Here is a 16637-nt window from a genome sequence, read left to right on the forward strand (position 1 = left end):
GCACCATGCCCATTTATCAGATTGACGGTATGACGCCGGTTGTACCGGACGAAAGCTATGTTCATCCCACCGCCGTGCTGATTGGCGACGTGATCCTCGGCAAAGGGGTCTACGTCGGCCCTAACGCCAGCCTGCGCGGCGATTTTGGCCGTATCGTGGTGAAAGATGGCGCTAACATCCAGGATAACTGCGTGATGCACGGCTTTCCCGGCCAGGATACGGTGGTGGAAGAAGAGGGGCATATCGGCCACGGCGCGATTCTGCACGGCTGCACCATCGGCCGCAACGCGCTGGTGGGGATGAGCGCGGTGATTATTGACGGGGCCAGGATTGGGGAAAACAGCATCGTCGGCGCTTCGGCCTTTGTGAAAGCCAACGCCGAAATGCCCGCCAACCATCTGATTGTCGGCAGTCCGGCAAAAGCCATTCGTACATTAAGCGAACAGGAGCTGGCCTGGAAGAAGCAGGGGACGCGGGAGTATCAGGTGCTGGTGGAGCGCTGCAAACAGACGCTGCATCAGGTGGAACCGCTCAAAGAAGCAGAGCCGGACAGAAAGCGGCTGATCTTTGACGAGAATTTGCGGCCGAAATCATCATCCTGAGGGGAAAATCATGGCAGAGAAATTATCCGCTCAGTGCCACTGCGGCGCGGTGGCGTTTACCGTTGAGCTCAGCGATGGCTTCAACACCGTTCGCCGCTGTAACTGTTCATATTGCCGGATGCGTGGGGCGGTTGCGGTCTCCGCGCCGCTTTCAGGAATAGAGGTGGTGCGCGGACGGGATAAGCTCACGGAGTATCGTTTTAATACCGGTCAAGCCGTGCACTTTTTCTGCTCGGTATGCGGGATCTACACCTTTCATCAGCGGCGTTCAAACCCGCAGCAGTACGGCGTGAATGTGGCCTGCATTGACGGCGTGTCGCCCTTCGATTTTCCCTGCGTGGAGGTCAACGACGGCGTGAATCATCCGAAAGATGGCGGCGGTGGCGTAGTGGGGTATTTGCGCTACGAGAAAAAATGAAACTCTCCTCCCGCCGGGAAGCGGGAGGAGTCAACTCTTATGCGGCTACAACGCTGTCGATAGCGGCTTTTGCATCAGACTGCGCTTTCGCTGCGACTTCCGGGCCGTAGGCGATGCCTTCAGCAAACACGAAGTTCACATCGGTAATGCCGATAAAGCCGAGGAAGGTGGAGAGGTAAGGGGTCACCAGATCGGTCGGGGTATCTTTATGGATACCGCCGCGGCTGGTGACGACAACCGCACGTTTACCTTTCACCAGACCTTCCGGCCCTTTCTCGGTGTAGCGGAAGGTCACGCCAGCGCGCGCCACCAGGTCGAAGTAGTTTTTCAACTGGGTCGGGATGTTGAAGTTGTACATCGGCGCCGCGATAACAATCACATCGTTCGCCTGCAGTTCAGCGATCAGTTCGTCAGAAAGCGCCAGCGCTTCCTGCTGACGCGGCGTCAGCGGCGCGTCGCTCGGACGCAGAGCGCCAACCAGCTCGCCGTCCAGTACCGGAATTGGGTTTGCAGCCAGGTCGCGCACGGTGATAACGTCTTCCGCGTGCTTTTCACGCCATTGTTCAACAAAATAGTCGGACAGCTGACCAGATTGCGAGTACCCTGCCAGAATACTGGATTTCAGAACTAATACTTTGCTCATGGGTGTTTCCTTTTTTAATGTGATTGACGGGCCGATGCCCTGGTGCTTGTTGACACTCTATTCACAATCATGCCACAGAGAAAGCGCAATAAATCGAACTCTGTATTCAGTTTTTTTGAACAAGGCACGAAATGCGCGGATGTGGTACTCTAACGCAATACTTCAAAAGAGATTTTTCCCGGCAGTGCGCTGCCCGATAACGCTATGACAGAACAACAAAAAATGACCTTCTCATCGCTCTTTGAACGGCTTGATGGCCTGATGCTGCGCGATAAGTCGCGCTTCGCCCGTCGCCTGCACGGCGTGAAGAAGGTTAAAAATCCTGATGCCCAACAGGCCATTCTTCAGGAGATGGCGCAAGAAATTGAACAGGCGGCAGGGAGAGTCCTGCTGCGCGAAGCCGCGCGGCCGGCGATCGCTTATCCGGAAAACCTGCCGGTTAGCCAGAAAAAACAGGAGATTCTCGAAGCCGTTCGCGATCACCAGGTGGTGATTGTGGCGGGGGAAACCGGGTCGGGGAAAACCACCCAGCTGCCAAAAATTTGTATGGAGCTGGGGCGCGGCGTTAAAGGCTTAATTGGCCATACGCAGCCGCGTCGCCTGGCCGCGCGTACCGTCGCCAACCGTATCGCCGAAGAGCTGCAAACGGAGCCCGGCGGCTGCATCGGCTATAAAGTTCGCTTTAGCGACCACGTCAGCGATAACACCATGGTTAAGCTGATGACCGACGGTATTCTGCTGGCGGAAATCCAGCAGGACCGGCTGCTGATGCAGTATGACACCATCATTATCGATGAAGCGCACGAACGCAGCCTCAATATCGACTTCCTGCTCGGTTATTTGCGGGAACTGCTGCCCCGTCGCCCGGATCTGAAAATTATTATCACCTCGGCGACCATCGATCCGGAACGCTTCTCGCGCCACTTTAACAACGCCCCGATTATCGAAGTGTCCGGGCGCACTTACCCGGTAGAAGTGCGCTATCGACCCATCGTTGAAGACGCCGACGACACCGAGCGCGATCAACTGCAGGCGATTTTCGACGCCGTTGATGAGCTCGGGCGTGAAAGCCCCGGCGATATCCTCATTTTTATGAGCGGCGAGCGCGAAATTCGCGATACCGCCGATGCGCTCAATAAGCTGAATCTGCGCCATACCGAAGTGCTGCCGCTGTATGCGCGACTGTCCAACAGCGAACAGAATCGCGTGTTCCAGGCCCACAGCGGGCGGCGGATAGTGCTGGCCACCAACGTCGCGGAAACCTCGCTGACCGTGCCGGGCATCAAGTACGTTATCGATCCAGGCACCGCGCGTATCAGCCGCTACAGCTTCCGGACCAAAGTACAGCGCCTGCCGATTGAGCCGGTTTCCCAGGCGTCGGCTAACCAGCGTAAGGGCCGCTGCGGCCGCGTCTCCGAAGGGATCTGTATTCGTCTTTATTCTGAAGACGACTTCCTGTCGCGTCCGGAGTTTACCGACCCGGAGATTCTGCGCACCAACCTGGCGTCGGTTATTCTGCAAATGACCGCGCTCGGGCTCGGCGATATTGCCGCGTTCCCGTTCGTTGAAGCGCCGGACAAACGCAATATTCAGGACGGCGTGCGCCTGCTGGAAGAGCTGGGAGCGATTACCACCGACGAACAGCAGACCGCCTATAAGCTGACGCCGATGGGCCGCCAGCTGAGCCAGCTACCGGTGGACCCGCGTCTGGCGCGCATGGTGCTGGAAGCGCAAAAACACGGCTGCGTGCGCGAGGCGATGATTATCACCTCGGCGCTCTCTATTCAGGATCCGCGCGAGCGGCCAATGGACAAGCAGCAGGCGTCCGACGAGAAACACCGCCGCTTCCACGACAAAGAGTCCGACTTCCTGGCGTTCGTCAACCTGTGGAACTACCTGGGCGAGCAGCAAAAAGCGCTCTCCTCGAACCAGTTCCGCCGCCAGTGCCGGGTCGATTTTCTCAACTACCTGCGCGTGCGCGAGTGGCAGGATATCTACACCCAGCTGCGTCAGGTGGTCAAAGAGCTCGGCCTGCCGGTCAATAGCGAGCCGGCGGAGTATCGCGAAATTCACACCGCGCTGCTGACCGGTCTGCTGTCGCACATCGGTATGAAAGACGCCGACAAGCAGGAGTTTACCGGCGCGCGCAACGCCCGCTTCTCCATCTTCCCCGGATCGGGGCTGTTTAAAAAGCCGCCGAAATGGACGATGGTCGCCGAACTGGTGGAAACCAGCCGCCTGTGGGGGCGCATCGCCGCGCGCATTGAGCCGGAGTGGGTCGAGCCGGTGGCGCAGCATCTGATCAAACGCTCGTACAGCGAACCCCACTGGGAGCGCGGGCAGGGCGCGGTGATGGCGACGGAGAAGGTGACCGTTTACGGCCTGCCGATTGTCGCTGCCCGCAAGGTCAACTACAGCCAGATTGACCCGGCGCTGTGCCGCGAACTGTTTATCCGCCACGCGCTGGTGGAGGGCGACTGGCAGACTCGCCACGCTTTCTTCCGCGAAAACCTGAAGCTGCGCAACGAAATTGAAGAGCTGGAGCATAAATCGCGCCGTCGCGACATTCTCGTCGATGACGAAACGCTGTTTGAGTTCTACGACCAGCGCATCAGCCATGACGTCATCTCCGCGCGCCACTTTGATAAATGGTGGAAGCAGGCCAGCCGCGAGACGCCGGATCTGCTCAACTTTGAAAAGAGCATGCTGATTAAGGAAGGCGCGGAGCAGGTCAGCAAGCTCGACTATCCGAACTTCTGGCATCAGGGCAACCTCAAGCTGCGTCTGACCTATCAGTTCGAGCCGGGCGCCGACGCCGACGGCGTGACGGTGCATATTCCGCTGCCGCTGCTCAACCAGGTGGAAGAGGCCGGGTTTGAGTGGCAGATCCCGGGGCTGCGCCGGGAGCTGGTTATCGCCCTGATTAAATCGCTGCCGAAGCCGGTGCGCCGCAATTTTGTCCCGGCGCCAAACTACGCGGAAGCATTTCTCGGTCGCGCGACGCCGCTGGAGCTGCCGCTGCTGGATTCACTGGAGCGCGAGCTGCGGCGGATGACCGGCGTGACTATCGACCGCGAGGCCTGGCAATGGGATCAGGTGCCCGATCACCTGAAAATCACTTTCCGGGTGGTGGACGAGAAAAACAAGAAGCTGCAGGAAGGGCGTTCGCTGCAGGATCTGAAAGATGCGCTGAAAGGTAAGGTGCAGGAGACGCTGTCCGCGGTCGCCGATGACGGTATCGAGCAGAGCGGGCTGCATATCTGGAGCTTTGGCCGGCTTCCGGAGAGCTACGAGCAGAAGCGCGGCAACTACAAAGTTAAGGCCTGGCCGGCGCTGGTGGACGAACGCGACAGCGTGGCCATCAAGCTGTTTGATAATCCGCTGGAGCAGCAGCAGGAGATGTGGCGCGGCCTGCGCCGCCTGCTGCTGCTGAATATCCCGTCGCCGATAAAGTATCTGCACGAAAAGCTGCCGAATAAAGCCAAGCTGGGGCTCTATTTCAACCCCTACGGTAAAGTGCTGGATCTGATCGATGACTGCATCGCCTGCGGCGTGGATAAGCTGATTGACGAAGCGGGCGGCCCGGTATGGAGCGAAGAGGGCTTTACCGCGCTGCATGAAAAGGTGCGCGCCGAGCTGAACGAGACGGTTGTGGACATTGCCAAACAGGTCGAACAGATCCTGACCGCGGTCTTTAACGTCAACAAACGCCTGAAAGGGCGCGTGGATATGACCATGGCGCTGGGGCTGTCGGATATCAAATCGCAGATGAGCGGGTTGGTGTATCGCGGTTTCGTCACCGGTAACGGCTTCCGCCGCCTTGGAGACACGCTGCGCTATCTGCAGGCGATTGAAAAACGGCTGGAGAAAATGGCCATCGATCCGCACCGCGACCGCGCGCAGATGCTTAAAGTGGAGAGCATCCAGCAGGCGTGGCAGCAGTGGCTGAATAAGCTGCCGCCTCAGCGCCGTCAGGATGACGACGTGCAGGAGATCCGCTGGATGATTGAAGAGCTGCGCGTCAGCCTATTCGCCCAGCAGCTCGGCACGCCGTATCCGATTTCCGACAAGCGGGTACTGCAGGCAATGGAGCAGATTACGGCCTAGGCCGAAGCTTTCCCCGGTGGCGCAGGCTGCCGGGGAGGGCGGATAGCGTCAGGCGTTCACCCACGCGAGGGTGAACCCATCCCAGCCTTTGCTGCCCACGGTTTGCAGGGCCGTGACCGTCAGTCGCGGGTCGCTGCCCATCATGTCGATAAACGCTCTGACGCCCTGCACCCGCTCATCCGCGCTATCCGGATTCGTCACTTCGCCATCGCGCACCACGTTATCGCCCACAATCACTGTCCCCGGACGGGAATAGCGTAACGCCCAGCGCAGATAGTGGGGATTATTGGGCTTATCCGCATCGATAAAAATGAGATCGAACGGCGGGCGCTCTCCCAGCGTTTCGAGGCTGGCCAGCGCCGGGCCTTCCAGCACCGCAACGCGATCGTCCACGCCCGCCAGGCGCAGGTTCTCGCGGGCGACGGCGGCATGATGCGCGTCGGCCTCCAGGGTAAGTAATTCGCCATCGGCGGGCAATTCTCGGGCCATCCAGATGGTGCTGTAGCCGCCGAGCGTGCCAATCTCGAGGATGCGTCTGGCGCCCGTCATGCGCACCAGCAGGGCCAGAAACTGCCCCTGATTAGCGGCAACGTCAATAGCCGGAAGCCCGGCGCGCTGGTTATTCTCCAGAACCTGGCTGAGTAGCGGATCGGTGGGGATTAACGCTGTCACGAGATAATTATCTACTGCCGACCACTGTTGTTGCATGTCAGATTTCCCGTATTACATCCCTGATGAATCAGACCAGCCGCCTCCCAGCGACCGGTACAAATCAACTTGCGCCAGCAGCAGGTTGTTTTTTACCTGTACCACGCTGAGCTGGGTGGAAAACAGCGTGCGCTGGGCGTCCAGCACGTCCAGATAGGAGGAGTAGCCGTTGCGATAGCGGTTTTGCGCGATGCGCAGTGTCTCCTGGGCCACCTTCTCCTGCGCCTGCAGCTCCGCCAGCTGCTCGCCGTAGCGGCCGATGGCATCGAGACTGTCATTCACCTCTTTAAACGCGCCGCGTACCGTTTTCTCATAGCTAAACAGCGCCTGATTGCGCTGGGCCATCGAAACGTCCACCTGGGCATTCAGCGCCTGGCGGTTGAGCAGCGGCGCCAGAATGCTGCCGCCGAGGCTCCATAAGCGTAGCGGATTATCCAGCAGGTCGGGCAGGGTGCGATCCTGCAGGCTGCCGGTGGCGGTAAGGTTAATGGACGGCAGCAGCTGCGCCTGCGATGACGCCAGGGTGGCGTCGGCGGCCACCAGCTGACGCTGGGCCTGAACGATATCCGGTCGGCGGTTGAGCAGGGTTGACGGCAGCTGGGAAGGTAGCGATAGCGGCGACAGCTGCGCGAACGCGTTGCGCTTAACGGCGTCCGGATTGGCGCCGAGCAGAAGGCTGAGCGCATTTTCCTGCTGGGCGATTTGGTGGCGCAGCGGCGGAATTTGCGCGCGCGTGGAGCGCAGTTCGGAGTCCGCCTGCATCAGCTCCAGGCGTGAGGTATAGCCCGTCTCAAACTGGCGCTTCGCCAGGTTGAAGGCATCTTCGCGCGATTTTAACGTTTGCTGCGTCACCCGCAGCTGTTCATCCAGCGAGAGCAGGGTGATATAGCCGGCCGCTACCGAAGAGGCGACGGTCAGATTCGCCGCTGCGGCAGCCGCCTTTTGCGCCTCCAGGCTGGCTTGCGCCGCGCTGGCGGCGCTGCGGTTTACTCCCCAGAGATCAACATCGTAGCTGGCGGTTAGCGCGCCTTTATACACCGTACTGTGGACCGGCAGGCCGGTAGCGGCCGACTGTGACCGCGCGCGGGTGCCGGTCAATCCGGCGTCAAGGGAGGGAAACAGGCTGCTATCGGCGGCGTAAGCCCGCGCCTGGTACTCGTTGACCCGTTCGCGGGCTATCAGCACGTCGCTGTTGTAGCGTAGCGCCTGGTCAACGTAGAGATTGAGCGTACTGTCGTGGAAGTTGCGCCACCACACGCCCTCAACCGGGCTGGAGGGGCCGACATCCGCCCGCCAGGCGGCGGGGATCTGCAGCCCGGGCGCGGCCCGTTGAACGTCGGCGGACTGGCAGCCGGCCAGCGCAAGCATAACGGCGAGAGCGAGCGGACGGATCATTGCTGCTCCTCCGCACGGGTATCGATGGTGACCTGCACCGACATGCCCGGCCGCAGGCGCTGGCCGTTTTTCTGCCCCTCATCAACGGCGATGCGTACCGGAATGCGCTGGGCGATTTTGACAAAGTTACCGGTGGCGTTATCCGGCGAAATAGCGCTGAACTCCACGCCGGTCGCCGGGGAGATGCTCTGCACCGTACCGGTGAATTTCTCGCTGTTCAGCGCATCCACGGTAAAGGTCACCGGCTGTCCGACGCGCACCTGGGCCAGCTGGGTCTCTTTCAGGTTAGCGATCAGCCAGTGCTGCGGCGGCACCAGCGAGGTCAAATGCGTCCCGGCGGTCACGTATGCGCCAAGGCGAACGGAGATTTGCCCAAGCTGACCGTCCGTCGGCGCGATAATACGGGTGTTTTGCAGGTCTATCTGCGCCAGCTCCAGCGCGGCTTTCGCATTGGCGACGTCGGCGAGCAGCGAGTCACGATTAACGATGGTTGATTGCAAATCCTGACGCGACATCTCCAGCGTTGCTTTGGCCTGCTCGATATCCGCGGTGCCCTGCGCCGCGCTGGCGCGGGCGGAATCGCGTTCGCGAATCGATAGCGAGCCGTCGACGGTCAGCTCCTGAACGCGTTTTAAATCCGCCTGGGTTTTCAGATTCTGCGCGCGGGCGTTTTGCAGCGCCGCTTCGTTACGGGTGATGACCGCTTCGGCGCTTTTACGCTGCTGCTGATTGTTCTTCAGCGCCGCCTCTTTCATCGCCAGCTGAGCTTCCGCCTGATGGACGCGCTGCTTATAGATGCGGTCGTCGATTTGAAACAGCACGTCGCCGGCTTTTACCTGATTAAAATCCTGGACCTTAACCTCGGTGATATAACCGTTGACCTGCGGGCTGATAAACGTAGTTTGCCCGCGAACGTAGGCGTTATCGGTAAACTGGCTTTCTCGGGTAAACGGCGGCAGCTGCCAGGCGTAGAGAATAACCAGTACGCCAACGATGCCAATGGCGGCGGCGGTAAAAATAGAGACGATGCGAATATTATTTCGGGTATTGGCCTGCTGTTTGGCCGCATCCTGCTGACTCATAATAACTCCAGAGTGAAAATTTTTATTTGCTTCCCGTCGCGCGCTTCAGCGCGATACGAGCGGTAATACGTAATCTTATTAAGCGCCAGAAAACCCATACCAGCGTGGCGGCTGAAATCGCCGCCGTCAGCAGATAGGTATCATTGTAAGCGAGAATATTGGCCTGCAGGGTGGCGGCGTTTTGCAGCAGCGTGGTGGCCTGAACGTTGAGCAACGTGCTGTCGCCAATCTGGCTTTGATACATCTGGCTGTACTGCTGCAAACGCTCGGTAATCAGCGGATTGAGCGTGGTAAGCTGATCGGCGAGCTGGCTGGAGTGAAACTTCTCCCGCCAGGTCTGAAAGGTGCCGAGAATAGCGGAACCCAGCAGGCCGCCGATATTCTGGCTCATGCCGAACAGCACCGAGAAGCTCACCAGGTTGCGCTGGTCGGCAATGACGCCGCCAATCCCCGCCAGCATCGCCGGGGCGAGGAAAAAGGCGCTGCCGAAGCCCAGCAGAAACTGGCTGAACATCAGCTGCTCCGGTCGCGTGAGGATCGTCGACTGGCTGTCGAGCAGCGAGGCAACCATAATCAACGCCAGCGCCGTGGCGGTGGGCCAGTAGAGGCGCTGCGGGTTGAGCGTCAGGCAACTGGCGACGATGCCGCAGACGATCCCGGCAAAAATTGACCATGCCAGGTTGGTCATCTGTTCATTCTGCAAACCGACGTACTGCAGCCAGCCGATAACGCCGGTATTCTGCTCCGCCAGCACGATGCGGATCAGCAGCATAATCAGCCCGAGGCGCAGAATACTGCCGCTGGAGAGCCATTTGATATTGAGCAGCGGGTTGCTGCGGTTATGCTCAAAGGCAATCGCGGAGACAATCAGCACCACCGCGCCCGCCAGCGCCCAGCCGATCCACGGCGCTTCAAACCACCAGTCCAGCCGTCCCAGCGACAGCACCGCGGTGACCAGCGCCATCCCCGGCGCCAGCAGGAAGAAGGTGATGAAGTCTTTCTTCTCAAACACCTTTTTACGATCGCTTGGCGGCAGCTTGAGGGCAATCACGCAGGCCAGCGACACCAGCGCCAGCCCCAGCTCAAAGAAGTACAGCCCGCGCCACTCGTCGATTTGCAGCAGCTCGGTTGAGAACAGGCGCGCCAGCGGGATCGCCAGGGATGAACCGGTGATGCCGATGGTCAGCGCTTTGAGCCGATGGCGGGCGGGCCAGGCCTGCACCTGATAATAAATCCCCAGCGAGCTTAGCGCTGCGGCTACCATGCCGTGGGCGGCGCGCACCATCAGCGCTGAACTGAGGTCGTTGACGAACAGGTGGAAAAAGGTCACCAGCACGTAGAGAACGAGAAAACCCTCGGTAAAAGCGCGCAGGCCGAACTGCTGGCGAAACTTCACCAGCAGCAGGTTGATGGAGACGTTGGTCATCACGTAGACCGCCGGGAGCCAGGCAATCTCGGTTGACCAGGCGGCAAAGGTACCCTGTAACAGCTGAAGATTGGCGGTCACCACCGCGTTGCCGAGCGCGCCCGTCAGGCAGACCAGCAGCCCGACGATCCCGTAGGCAATACGTTTTGGCGTACTGTGGATGGGGGTCGACGGCGAGCCGAGGATCGCCGGTTTTTCGTGCGGGGCCCAGTCGTGAGGAACATAGGGATTAGCGTGACGACGCGGCATTATTTTTTCTCAACCTCGCGCAGCAGCTTCTCCAGTACCCGTTGCGTCTGCCGCTGCTCTTCGGGGGTAATGGCGGTAAGGATCTCCTCCCGCAAATCATCGGCCACCGTTTTCACCTGCTGATACACCTCAAGGCCTTTGGCGGTAGCGATCAGCAGTCGTTTACGCTTGTCGCGTTCGGTTTTCACCCGCTCGACCAGACCGAGATCGACCAGCCGGTTGAGCAGCGGTACGAGAGTTGCGCTTTCGACGCCGAGCTCCTGGGCCAGCTCGCTTTGCGATAGCGGCTTTTCGTTGCGCGCGATGGCGGAAACGGCGACCCAGCTGGCCTGGCTCATGCCGAGGTCCTTGAGCCGACGGTTGACCGCCAGGCGCCAGTGGTGGGCGGTCAGATATAAAAGATGGGAAAAGTTAAGCTGTCGGTTATCCATAGGTCAGTCTGCAATATCGTTAGAGCTCTAATGATTTTTGCCTGACCAGAACGAGAATTCAAGCCTGATTGATAAAAACAGGTTAACGGTATGTGCGTTTATTGTGGAAGATGCTTTGGGAGGGGGGAAGAGAGTTCTGATCTCAGCCCGGCATTAACCGGGCTGAGAAGGGGGATTATCCCGGATAAATACCGCGATCTTTACGCGCCATCAGAATTCGCTCACAGGCCACGATATAGGCGGCGGTACGTAAAGAGCACGCTTTTTCCACCGCTTTTTCGTAAACGTGAACGATCGCATCGGTCATGATACGGTCCATTTTGGCGTTGATCTCTTCTTCGCTCCAGAAGAAGCTGGCCATATCCTGCACCCATTCGAAGTAGCTCACGGTGACGCCGCCGGCATTACAAATAACGTCCGGCACCACCACGATGCCGCGCTCGGCCAGCACGTCGTCCGCTTCCGGATAGGTCGGGCCGTTAGCGCCTTCAAGCACCAGTTTGCAACTGAGGGTTTCCGCGCGCTCGCGCGTAATCTGACCTTCCAGCGCCGCCGGGATCAGAATATCCATCGGCGTCGTCCAGAACGCTTCTTTGTCAATTTCGCGGGCGCCCGGGAAGCCGGCAATTTGCTTGTTCTCCGCCTGCCATGCGGTCAGCGCGGCCATATCAATGCCGCCCTCGTTATACAGCGTGGCGGTGTGGTCCTGAATCACCACAATCCGCGCGCCGACGCCCGCGAACAGGCGGGCCGCTTCGCTGCCCACGTTACCAAAACCCTGCAGCGCGACTTTGGCACCCTCGATTTCGATACCGCTGCGGCGAGCCACTTCGCGACCGGTGACGAATACGCCGCGGCCGGTGGCTTTTTCACGGCCCAGCGAACCGCCGAGGTGAATAGGCTTGCCGGTGACCACGCCGGTGATGGTGGTGCCGTGGTTCATGGAGTAAGTATCCATCATCCAGGCCATCACTTTACCGTTGGTACCAACGTCCGGCGCCGGAATATCTTTTTGCGGCCCGATGATAATGCCGATCTCGCTGGTATAACGACGGGTCAAACGTTCCAGTTCACCTTCTGATAATGAGAACGGGTCGACGCGGATACCGCCCTTGGCGCCGCCGTAGGGAATATTGACTGCCGCACACTTGATGGTCATCCAGGCTGAAAGCGCCATCACTTCATTCAAATCGACATCCGGATGGTAGCGCACGCCGCCTTTACCCGGTCCACGCGAGAGGTTGTGCTGGACGCGGTAGCCTTCGAAGTGGCGGATAGTGCCATCATCCATTTGTACCGGAATATCAACGATCAGCGCGCGTTTCGGATGGCGCAGGGTTTCGATCCAGTAGGCGAGATCGCCGAGATAGGGCGCAACGCGATCGATTTGACGCAGGTAGGTGGTCCATGGAGATGTACTACTTTCAGAAGCGTAAGATAACTTTTCCATAAGAGTCCTGTTTCGCAGTGATAATTATTTTGTTAACCGTGGAAAGGTACAGCTATAAACTCTGTAACGAGAATGTTATCACCAATTTAATGGGACGGTATTTGGCAAAAATGCAGAATATGCTGTCGTTGCGGCTGGGGTTCGGCTTTTTATGAATAAAAAAACGGAAAACAAGGCCATCAATGGATGAATATGCACCTTTGTGCATTAAAGCCGTAGTTGTGACCCTTTATCTCTATTTATCAGAATCTTGACCCTCTTCAAAAAGTGAATAAAACGCTATGTATATGTGTTGACTTTGTTGCTTAACGGGCGTGGGTGTTCTGTTCGCACTTTATTACCCCAAAGTACGCTGTACCGTCTAAGATGGTGGCCGATAATGTCAGGCTAAGAACGCTAAAAGGAGAGAACATGTCAGAGCATTTTCCATCGCTGCCGGAGGCGGTACTGGCCGCGGCGAACCAGCTGGGGGCCTGGCTGGCGCAGGATGATTTACCGCAGGATCCGCAAATAGAGCTGGTGGTGCTGGCAGGCAATGCGGTGATCCCGACCATTGATTTCGCCTGCCGGCTGGCGGCGCATCACGCCGTTCCTCTGCTGATCAGCGGCGGTATCGGCCACTCCACCTCGTTTTTATACCAGTCGGTGTTGAATGACCCGCGCTACCGCACCATTCCGGTAGACGATCGCGCCGAGGCGCATATTCTGGCCGACATTGCCCATCAGTTCTGGGCGATTCCGCGCCAACGAATCGTGGTGGAAGACCGCTCCACCAACTGCGGCGAGAACGCGCGCTTTACCCGGCAGATGCTGGAGCACAACGGCATTGCGCACCGTACGGGCGTGGTGGTTCAGGATCCGACCATGCAGCGGCGAACGATGGCGACATTTGCCCGCGTCTGGCAAGACGACCCGCGTGCGCCGACGTGGTACAGCGCGCCGGGCTGTTCACCGGTGTTGTGTAACGGGCGTGACGGCGTCACGTTCAGCGGGAAAGAGGCGGGTCTGTGGCCGGTGGGGCGCTATCTGGCGCTAATCCTCGGTGAACTGCCGCGGCTGGCGGATAACCCGCAGGGCTACGGCCCCCTGGGTAAGGGATTTATCGCTCATGTGGATATTCCGCCGCACATCGCTCAGGCGTGGCAGACGCTGCGCGACGACCGCCTGCTCTCCGATGCGCTAAGCGCGCGTCAGCTGGCTTAGGGAATGGCGCGGCATGCCATGATAGCCAGCCCGCATTTCCCCTTCGAACGCAGGACCTATTAGCCGGTAACTCTCATCCTGCCCGTTTGCGTTAGCGATATCGCAAACGGGCATCATCTGTTATTGAATTGTGATTTTTTACGCCCCGGATTGCTCCGTTTTTATGAAATATCTCACAAAAACAAGCGCTCATGCTGTCCCTTTGCCTGATGGGCGATAATTTTTAACATCTAGTTCACCTGTTAAAAACAATAATCCTGAGGAGCAGACCATGACAGCACCCGTTCAACACCCTATGTATATTGACGGCCAGTTTGAACCCGGCCGCGGTGATGCATGGATTGATGTGATCAATCCGGCGACGGAAGCGCTGCTTTCGCGTATTCCCGACGGCAGCGCGGAAGATGCCCGGCGCGCGATTCTGGCCGCTGAGCGCGCGCAGCCTGGCTGGGAAGCCCTGCCGGCGATTGAACGAGCGGGGTGGCTGCGCAAAATCGCTGCCGGTATCCGCGAGCGGGCCGAGGAGATCGCCGCGCTGATCGTCGCCGAGGGCGGAAAAATACAGCAGCTGGCCGCGGTGGAGGTCTCCTTTACCGCCGATTATCTGGATTATATGGCCGAATGGGCGCGCCGTTATGAAGGTGAAATTGTACAGAGCGACCGGCCGGGGGAAAATATTCTGGTATTCAAGCGCGCGCTGGGCGTGACCACCGGCATTCTGCCGTGGAATTTTCCGTTCTTCCTGATTGCCCGCAAGCTGGCGCCGGCGCTCATTACCGGTAATACCATCGTGATTAAACCGAGTGAATTTACGCCGAATAACGCCATCGCTTTTGCGCAAATCGTCCATGATATCGGCCTGCCGAAAGGGGTCTTTAACCTGGTGCTGGGGCGCGGCGAAACCGTGGGCCAGGAGCTGGCGAGCAATCCGAAAGTGGCGATGGTCAGCATGACCGGCAGCGTTGCCGCGGGCGAGAAGATTATGGCCGCGGCGGCGAAAAACATCACCAAAGTGTGTCTGGAGCTGGGCGGTAAAGCGCCCGCTATCGTGATGGACGATGCGGATCTTGAGCTGGCGGTTAAGGCAGTGGTGGATTCTCGCGTAATTAATAGCGGGCAGGTGTGTAACTGCGTTGAGCGCGTATATGTGCAAAAGGGCATTTACGATCGCTTCGTTAACCGTCTGGGCGAAGCGCTGAAGGCGGTGCAGTTTGGCGATCCGGCGTCTCGCGACGATATCGCAATGGGGCCGTTGATTAACGCCGCCGCGCTGGAGCGCGTGGAGCAGAAGGTGGCGAAAGCGGTGGCCCAGGGCGCGCGCGTCGTCCTGGGTGGGAAAGCGGTGACGGGTAAGGGCTATTTCTATCCGCCGACGCTGCTGCTGGACGTGCGCCAGGAGATGGATATCGTGCATGAAGAGACGTTCGGTCCGGTGCTGCCGGTGGTGGCGTTTGATACCCTTGAAGAGGCGCTGGCGATGGCCAACGATAGCGATTACGGGCTGACGTCGTCAATCTATACCCGCGATTTGAACGTCGCGATGAAGGCGATCAAAGGGTTGAAGTTTGGTGAAACCTATATTAACCGCGAGAACTTCGAAGCGATGCAGGGTTTCCATGCCGGATGGCGTAAATCGGGCATCGGCGGCGCCGACGGGCGTCATGGTCTGAATGAGTATCTGCAAACCCAGGTAGTCTATCTGCAGGCCTGAGTCAGCAGAGAACCGGTGGGCTTCCCGGAGACGATGCTGCGCATCTGTCCGGGCTACCCAGCCCGCAGACCGCCTCCCGGGTCGCGGCTGACGCCTTACCCGGGCTACCCAAACGCAGGCCGCACGTACCTGTAGCCTGGGCAAGGCGTCAGCCGCCCCCGGGATTTATTTGGCGAACTTATCCAGTACGCGGATAAGCTGGGTAACGAAGCCATACTCGTTATCGTACCAGGAGACGGTTTTCACCAGCTGGAGATCGCCAACCTCGGCAATCTCCAGCTGCGTGGCGTCATAAATGGAACCGAAATGGCTGCCAATCACGTCCGACGAGACGATCTCCTCTTCGGTGTAACCGAATGATTCGTTGTTCGTCGCCGCGTTTTTCATCGCCTGATTGACTTCTTCGGCGGAGACCTTTTTCTCCAGCACCGACACCAGCTCAGTCACCGACCCGGTTTTCGTCGGCACGCGCTGGGCGTGGCCCTTCAGCTTGCCGCTAAGCGCTGGAATAACCAGCCCGATAGCTTTCGCCGCCCCGGTTGTATGCGGAATGATATTTTCCGCCGCCGCGCGGGAAGCGCGTAGATCTTTGCCGCGGGGGCCGTCAACCAGCGATTGCGTACCGGTATAGGCGTGAATCGTGGTCATGGTCCCCACCTTAATACCAAAGGCGTCATTCAGCACTTTCGCCATCGGCGCCAGGCAGTTGGTGGTGCAGGAGGCCACGGAAATAATCGTATCGTTTGCCTCCAGCGTGTCGTCGTTAACGTTATAGACAATGGTTTTCATATCGCCAGCGGGCGCGGAGATAAGCACTTTTTTAGCGCCGGCGGTCAGATGAGCTTGCGCTTTTTCCGCGGAGGTATAAAAACCCGTACACTCGACGATCAGCTCGGCACCGACCGCTTTCCACGGAATATGCTGAGCCTCTTTTTCGGCATAAACGGTAATTTTTTTGCCGTCAACGATAAGCGCATCTTCAGTAAAATCGACGCTCCACGGGAAAGGTCCGTAGTTAGAATCATGCTTAAGCAGGTAGGCCAGTACCTTGGGGGAGGTGAGGTCGTTGATAGCGACGACCTCTAAAGGACTATTAACCTCCAGTAATCGGCGCAGTACTAAACGTCCAATACGCCCAAATCCATTAATCCCGAGTTTACTCATGAAGAATCTCCAGGTCAGTTGAACTGTCAGGTGAAAACTTCTCCAGGC

Annotated in this window: 13 protein-coding genes; 5 read left to right on the plus strand and 8 right to left on the minus strand. The window is 58.7% G+C overall.

What is annotated here, in order from left to right; all coding sequences use genetic code 11:
• The first annotated feature begins 5 nt into the window (after window positions 1-5).
• Both paaY and CDA56_RS16230 read left to right on the plus strand, forming a co-directional pair.
• Complete coding sequence (gene paaY / locus CDA56_RS16225; RefSeq protein WP_014229191.1) at window positions 6-602, plus strand: phenylacetic acid degradation protein PaaY; 597 nt, start codon at window positions 6-8, stop codon at window positions 600-602.
• 7 nt (window positions 603-609) lie between these two features.
• On the plus strand, window positions 610-1020 hold the full coding sequence (locus CDA56_RS16230) for a GFA family protein (protein ID WP_086074107.1): 411 nt from the start codon (window positions 610-612) through the stop codon (window positions 1018-1020).
• Window positions 1021-1057: 37 nt separating this feature from the next.
• Here the strand turns inward: CDA56_RS16230 and azoR are convergent, their stop codons facing one another.
• Window positions 1058-1663, minus strand: a complete 606-nt coding sequence (azoR, locus tag CDA56_RS16235; protein ID WP_014229193.1) for an FMN-dependent NADH-azoreductase — start codon at window positions 1661-1663, stop codon at window positions 1058-1060.
• Between the two features lie 204 nt (window positions 1664-1867).
• Between azoR and hrpA the strand changes: the two genes are divergently transcribed.
• Complete coding sequence (gene hrpA / locus CDA56_RS16240) at window positions 1868-5770, plus strand: ATP-dependent RNA helicase HrpA (RefSeq protein ID WP_075912613.1); 3903 nt, start codon at window positions 1868-1870, stop codon at window positions 5768-5770.
• Window positions 5771-5818: 48 nt separating this feature from the next.
• On the opposite strand, the gene CDA56_RS16245 is transcribed toward hrpA, so the two are convergent.
• The 6 genes from CDA56_RS16245 to CDA56_RS16270 form a co-directional block, all read right to left on the minus strand.
• Window positions 5819-6478 (minus strand): O-methyltransferase, encoded by a 660-nt coding sequence (locus tag CDA56_RS16245; RefSeq protein ID WP_014229195.1) that lies wholly within the window; start codon window positions 6476-6478, stop codon window positions 5819-5821.
• A gap of 15 nt (window positions 6479-6493) precedes the next feature.
• Window positions 6494-7873: an efflux transporter outer membrane subunit gene (locus CDA56_RS16250; protein ID WP_025107915.1), complete on the minus strand. Its 1380-nt coding sequence runs from the start codon at window positions 7871-7873 to the stop codon at window positions 6494-6496.
• Window positions 7870-8955: an HlyD family secretion protein gene (locus CDA56_RS16255; RefSeq protein ID WP_025107914.1), complete on the minus strand. Its 1086-nt coding sequence runs from the start codon at window positions 8953-8955 to the stop codon at window positions 7870-7872. The genes CDA56_RS16250 and CDA56_RS16255 overlap by 4 nt, the downstream gene beginning before the upstream one ends.
• 22 nt (window positions 8956-8977) lie before the next feature.
• Window positions 8978-10630, minus strand: a complete 1653-nt coding sequence (locus CDA56_RS16260) for an MFS transporter (RefSeq protein ID WP_014229198.1) — start codon at window positions 10628-10630, stop codon at window positions 8978-8980.
• On the minus strand, window positions 10630-11061 hold the full coding sequence (locus CDA56_RS16265; RefSeq protein ID WP_014229199.1) for a MarR family winged helix-turn-helix transcriptional regulator: 432 nt from the start codon (window positions 11059-11061) through the stop codon (window positions 10630-10632). Before CDA56_RS16265 ends, CDA56_RS16260 begins: the two co-directional genes overlap by 1 nt.
• A 175-nt stretch (window positions 11062-11236) precedes the next feature.
• Complete coding sequence (locus tag CDA56_RS16270; RefSeq protein WP_014229200.1) at window positions 11237-12511, minus strand: Glu/Leu/Phe/Val family dehydrogenase; 1275 nt, start codon at window positions 12509-12511, stop codon at window positions 11237-11239.
• Between the two features lie 411 nt (window positions 12512-12922).
• On the opposite strand from CDA56_RS16270, the gene CDA56_RS16280 reads away from it, so the two are divergent.
• Complete coding sequence (locus CDA56_RS16280) at window positions 12923-13714, plus strand: YdcF family protein (protein WP_032749261.1); 792 nt, start codon at window positions 12923-12925, stop codon at window positions 13712-13714.
• Window positions 13715-13985: 271 nt separating this feature from the next.
• Entirely contained in the window at window positions 13986-15425 is a 1440-nt protein-coding gene (gene aldA, locus CDA56_RS16285) for an aldehyde dehydrogenase (RefSeq protein WP_032693447.1), read from the plus strand.
• A 165-nt stretch (window positions 15426-15590) separates the two neighbouring features.
• Here aldA and gap read toward each other — a convergent pair whose 3' ends face one another.
• Window positions 15591-16589, minus strand: a complete 999-nt coding sequence (gene gap, locus CDA56_RS16290; RefSeq protein WP_004850532.1) for a type I glyceraldehyde-3-phosphate dehydrogenase — start codon at window positions 16587-16589, stop codon at window positions 15591-15593.
• Window positions 16590-16637: the final 48 nt, after the last annotated feature.

It is taken from the genome of Klebsiella michiganensis (genome assembly GCF_002925905.1).
Taxonomy (GTDB): Bacteria; Pseudomonadota; Gammaproteobacteria; order Enterobacterales; family Enterobacteriaceae; genus Klebsiella; species Klebsiella michiganensis.

Bases quoted from the DNA above. Each gene is read 5' to 3' on its own strand.
- CDA56_RS16270 (WP_014229200.1), bottom strand. From the start codon at position 12,511: ATGGAAAAGTTATCTTACGCTTCTGAAAGTAGTACATCTCCATGGACC.
- azoR (WP_014229193.1), bottom strand. From the start codon at position 1,663: ATGAGCAAAGTATTAGTTCTGAAATCCAGTATTCTGGCAGGGTACTCG.
- CDA56_RS16265 (WP_014229199.1), bottom strand. From the start codon at position 11,061: ATGGATAACCGACAGCTTAACTTTTCCCATCTTTTATATCTGACCGCC.
- paaY (WP_014229191.1), top strand. From the start codon at position 6: ATGCCCATTTATCAGATTGACGGTATGACGCCGGTTGTACCGGACGAA.
- hrpA (WP_075912613.1), top strand. From the start codon at position 1,868: ATGACAGAACAACAAAAAATGACCTTCTCATCGCTCTTTGAACGGCTT.
- aldA (WP_032693447.1), top strand. From the start codon at position 13,986: ATGACAGCACCCGTTCAACACCCTATGTATATTGACGGCCAGTTTGAA.
- CDA56_RS16280 (WP_032749261.1), top strand. From the start codon at position 12,923: ATGTCAGAGCATTTTCCATCGCTGCCGGAGGCGGTACTGGCCGCGGCG.
- CDA56_RS16255 (WP_025107914.1), bottom strand. From the start codon at position 8,955: ATGAGTCAGCAGGATGCGGCCAAACAGCAGGCCAATACCCGAAATAAT.
- gap (WP_004850532.1), bottom strand. From the start codon at position 16,589: ATGAGTAAACTCGGGATTAATGGATTTGGGCGTATTGGACGTTTAGTA.
- CDA56_RS16245 (WP_014229195.1), bottom strand. From the start codon at position 6,478: ATGCAACAACAGTGGTCGGCAGTAGATAATTATCTCGTGACAGCGTTA.
- CDA56_RS16260 (WP_014229198.1), bottom strand. From the start codon at position 10,630: ATGCCGCGTCGTCACGCTAATCCCTATGTTCCTCACGACTGGGCCCCG.
- CDA56_RS16250 (WP_025107915.1), bottom strand. From the start codon at position 7,873: ATGATCCGTCCGCTCGCTCTCGCCGTTATGCTTGCGCTGGCCGGCTGC.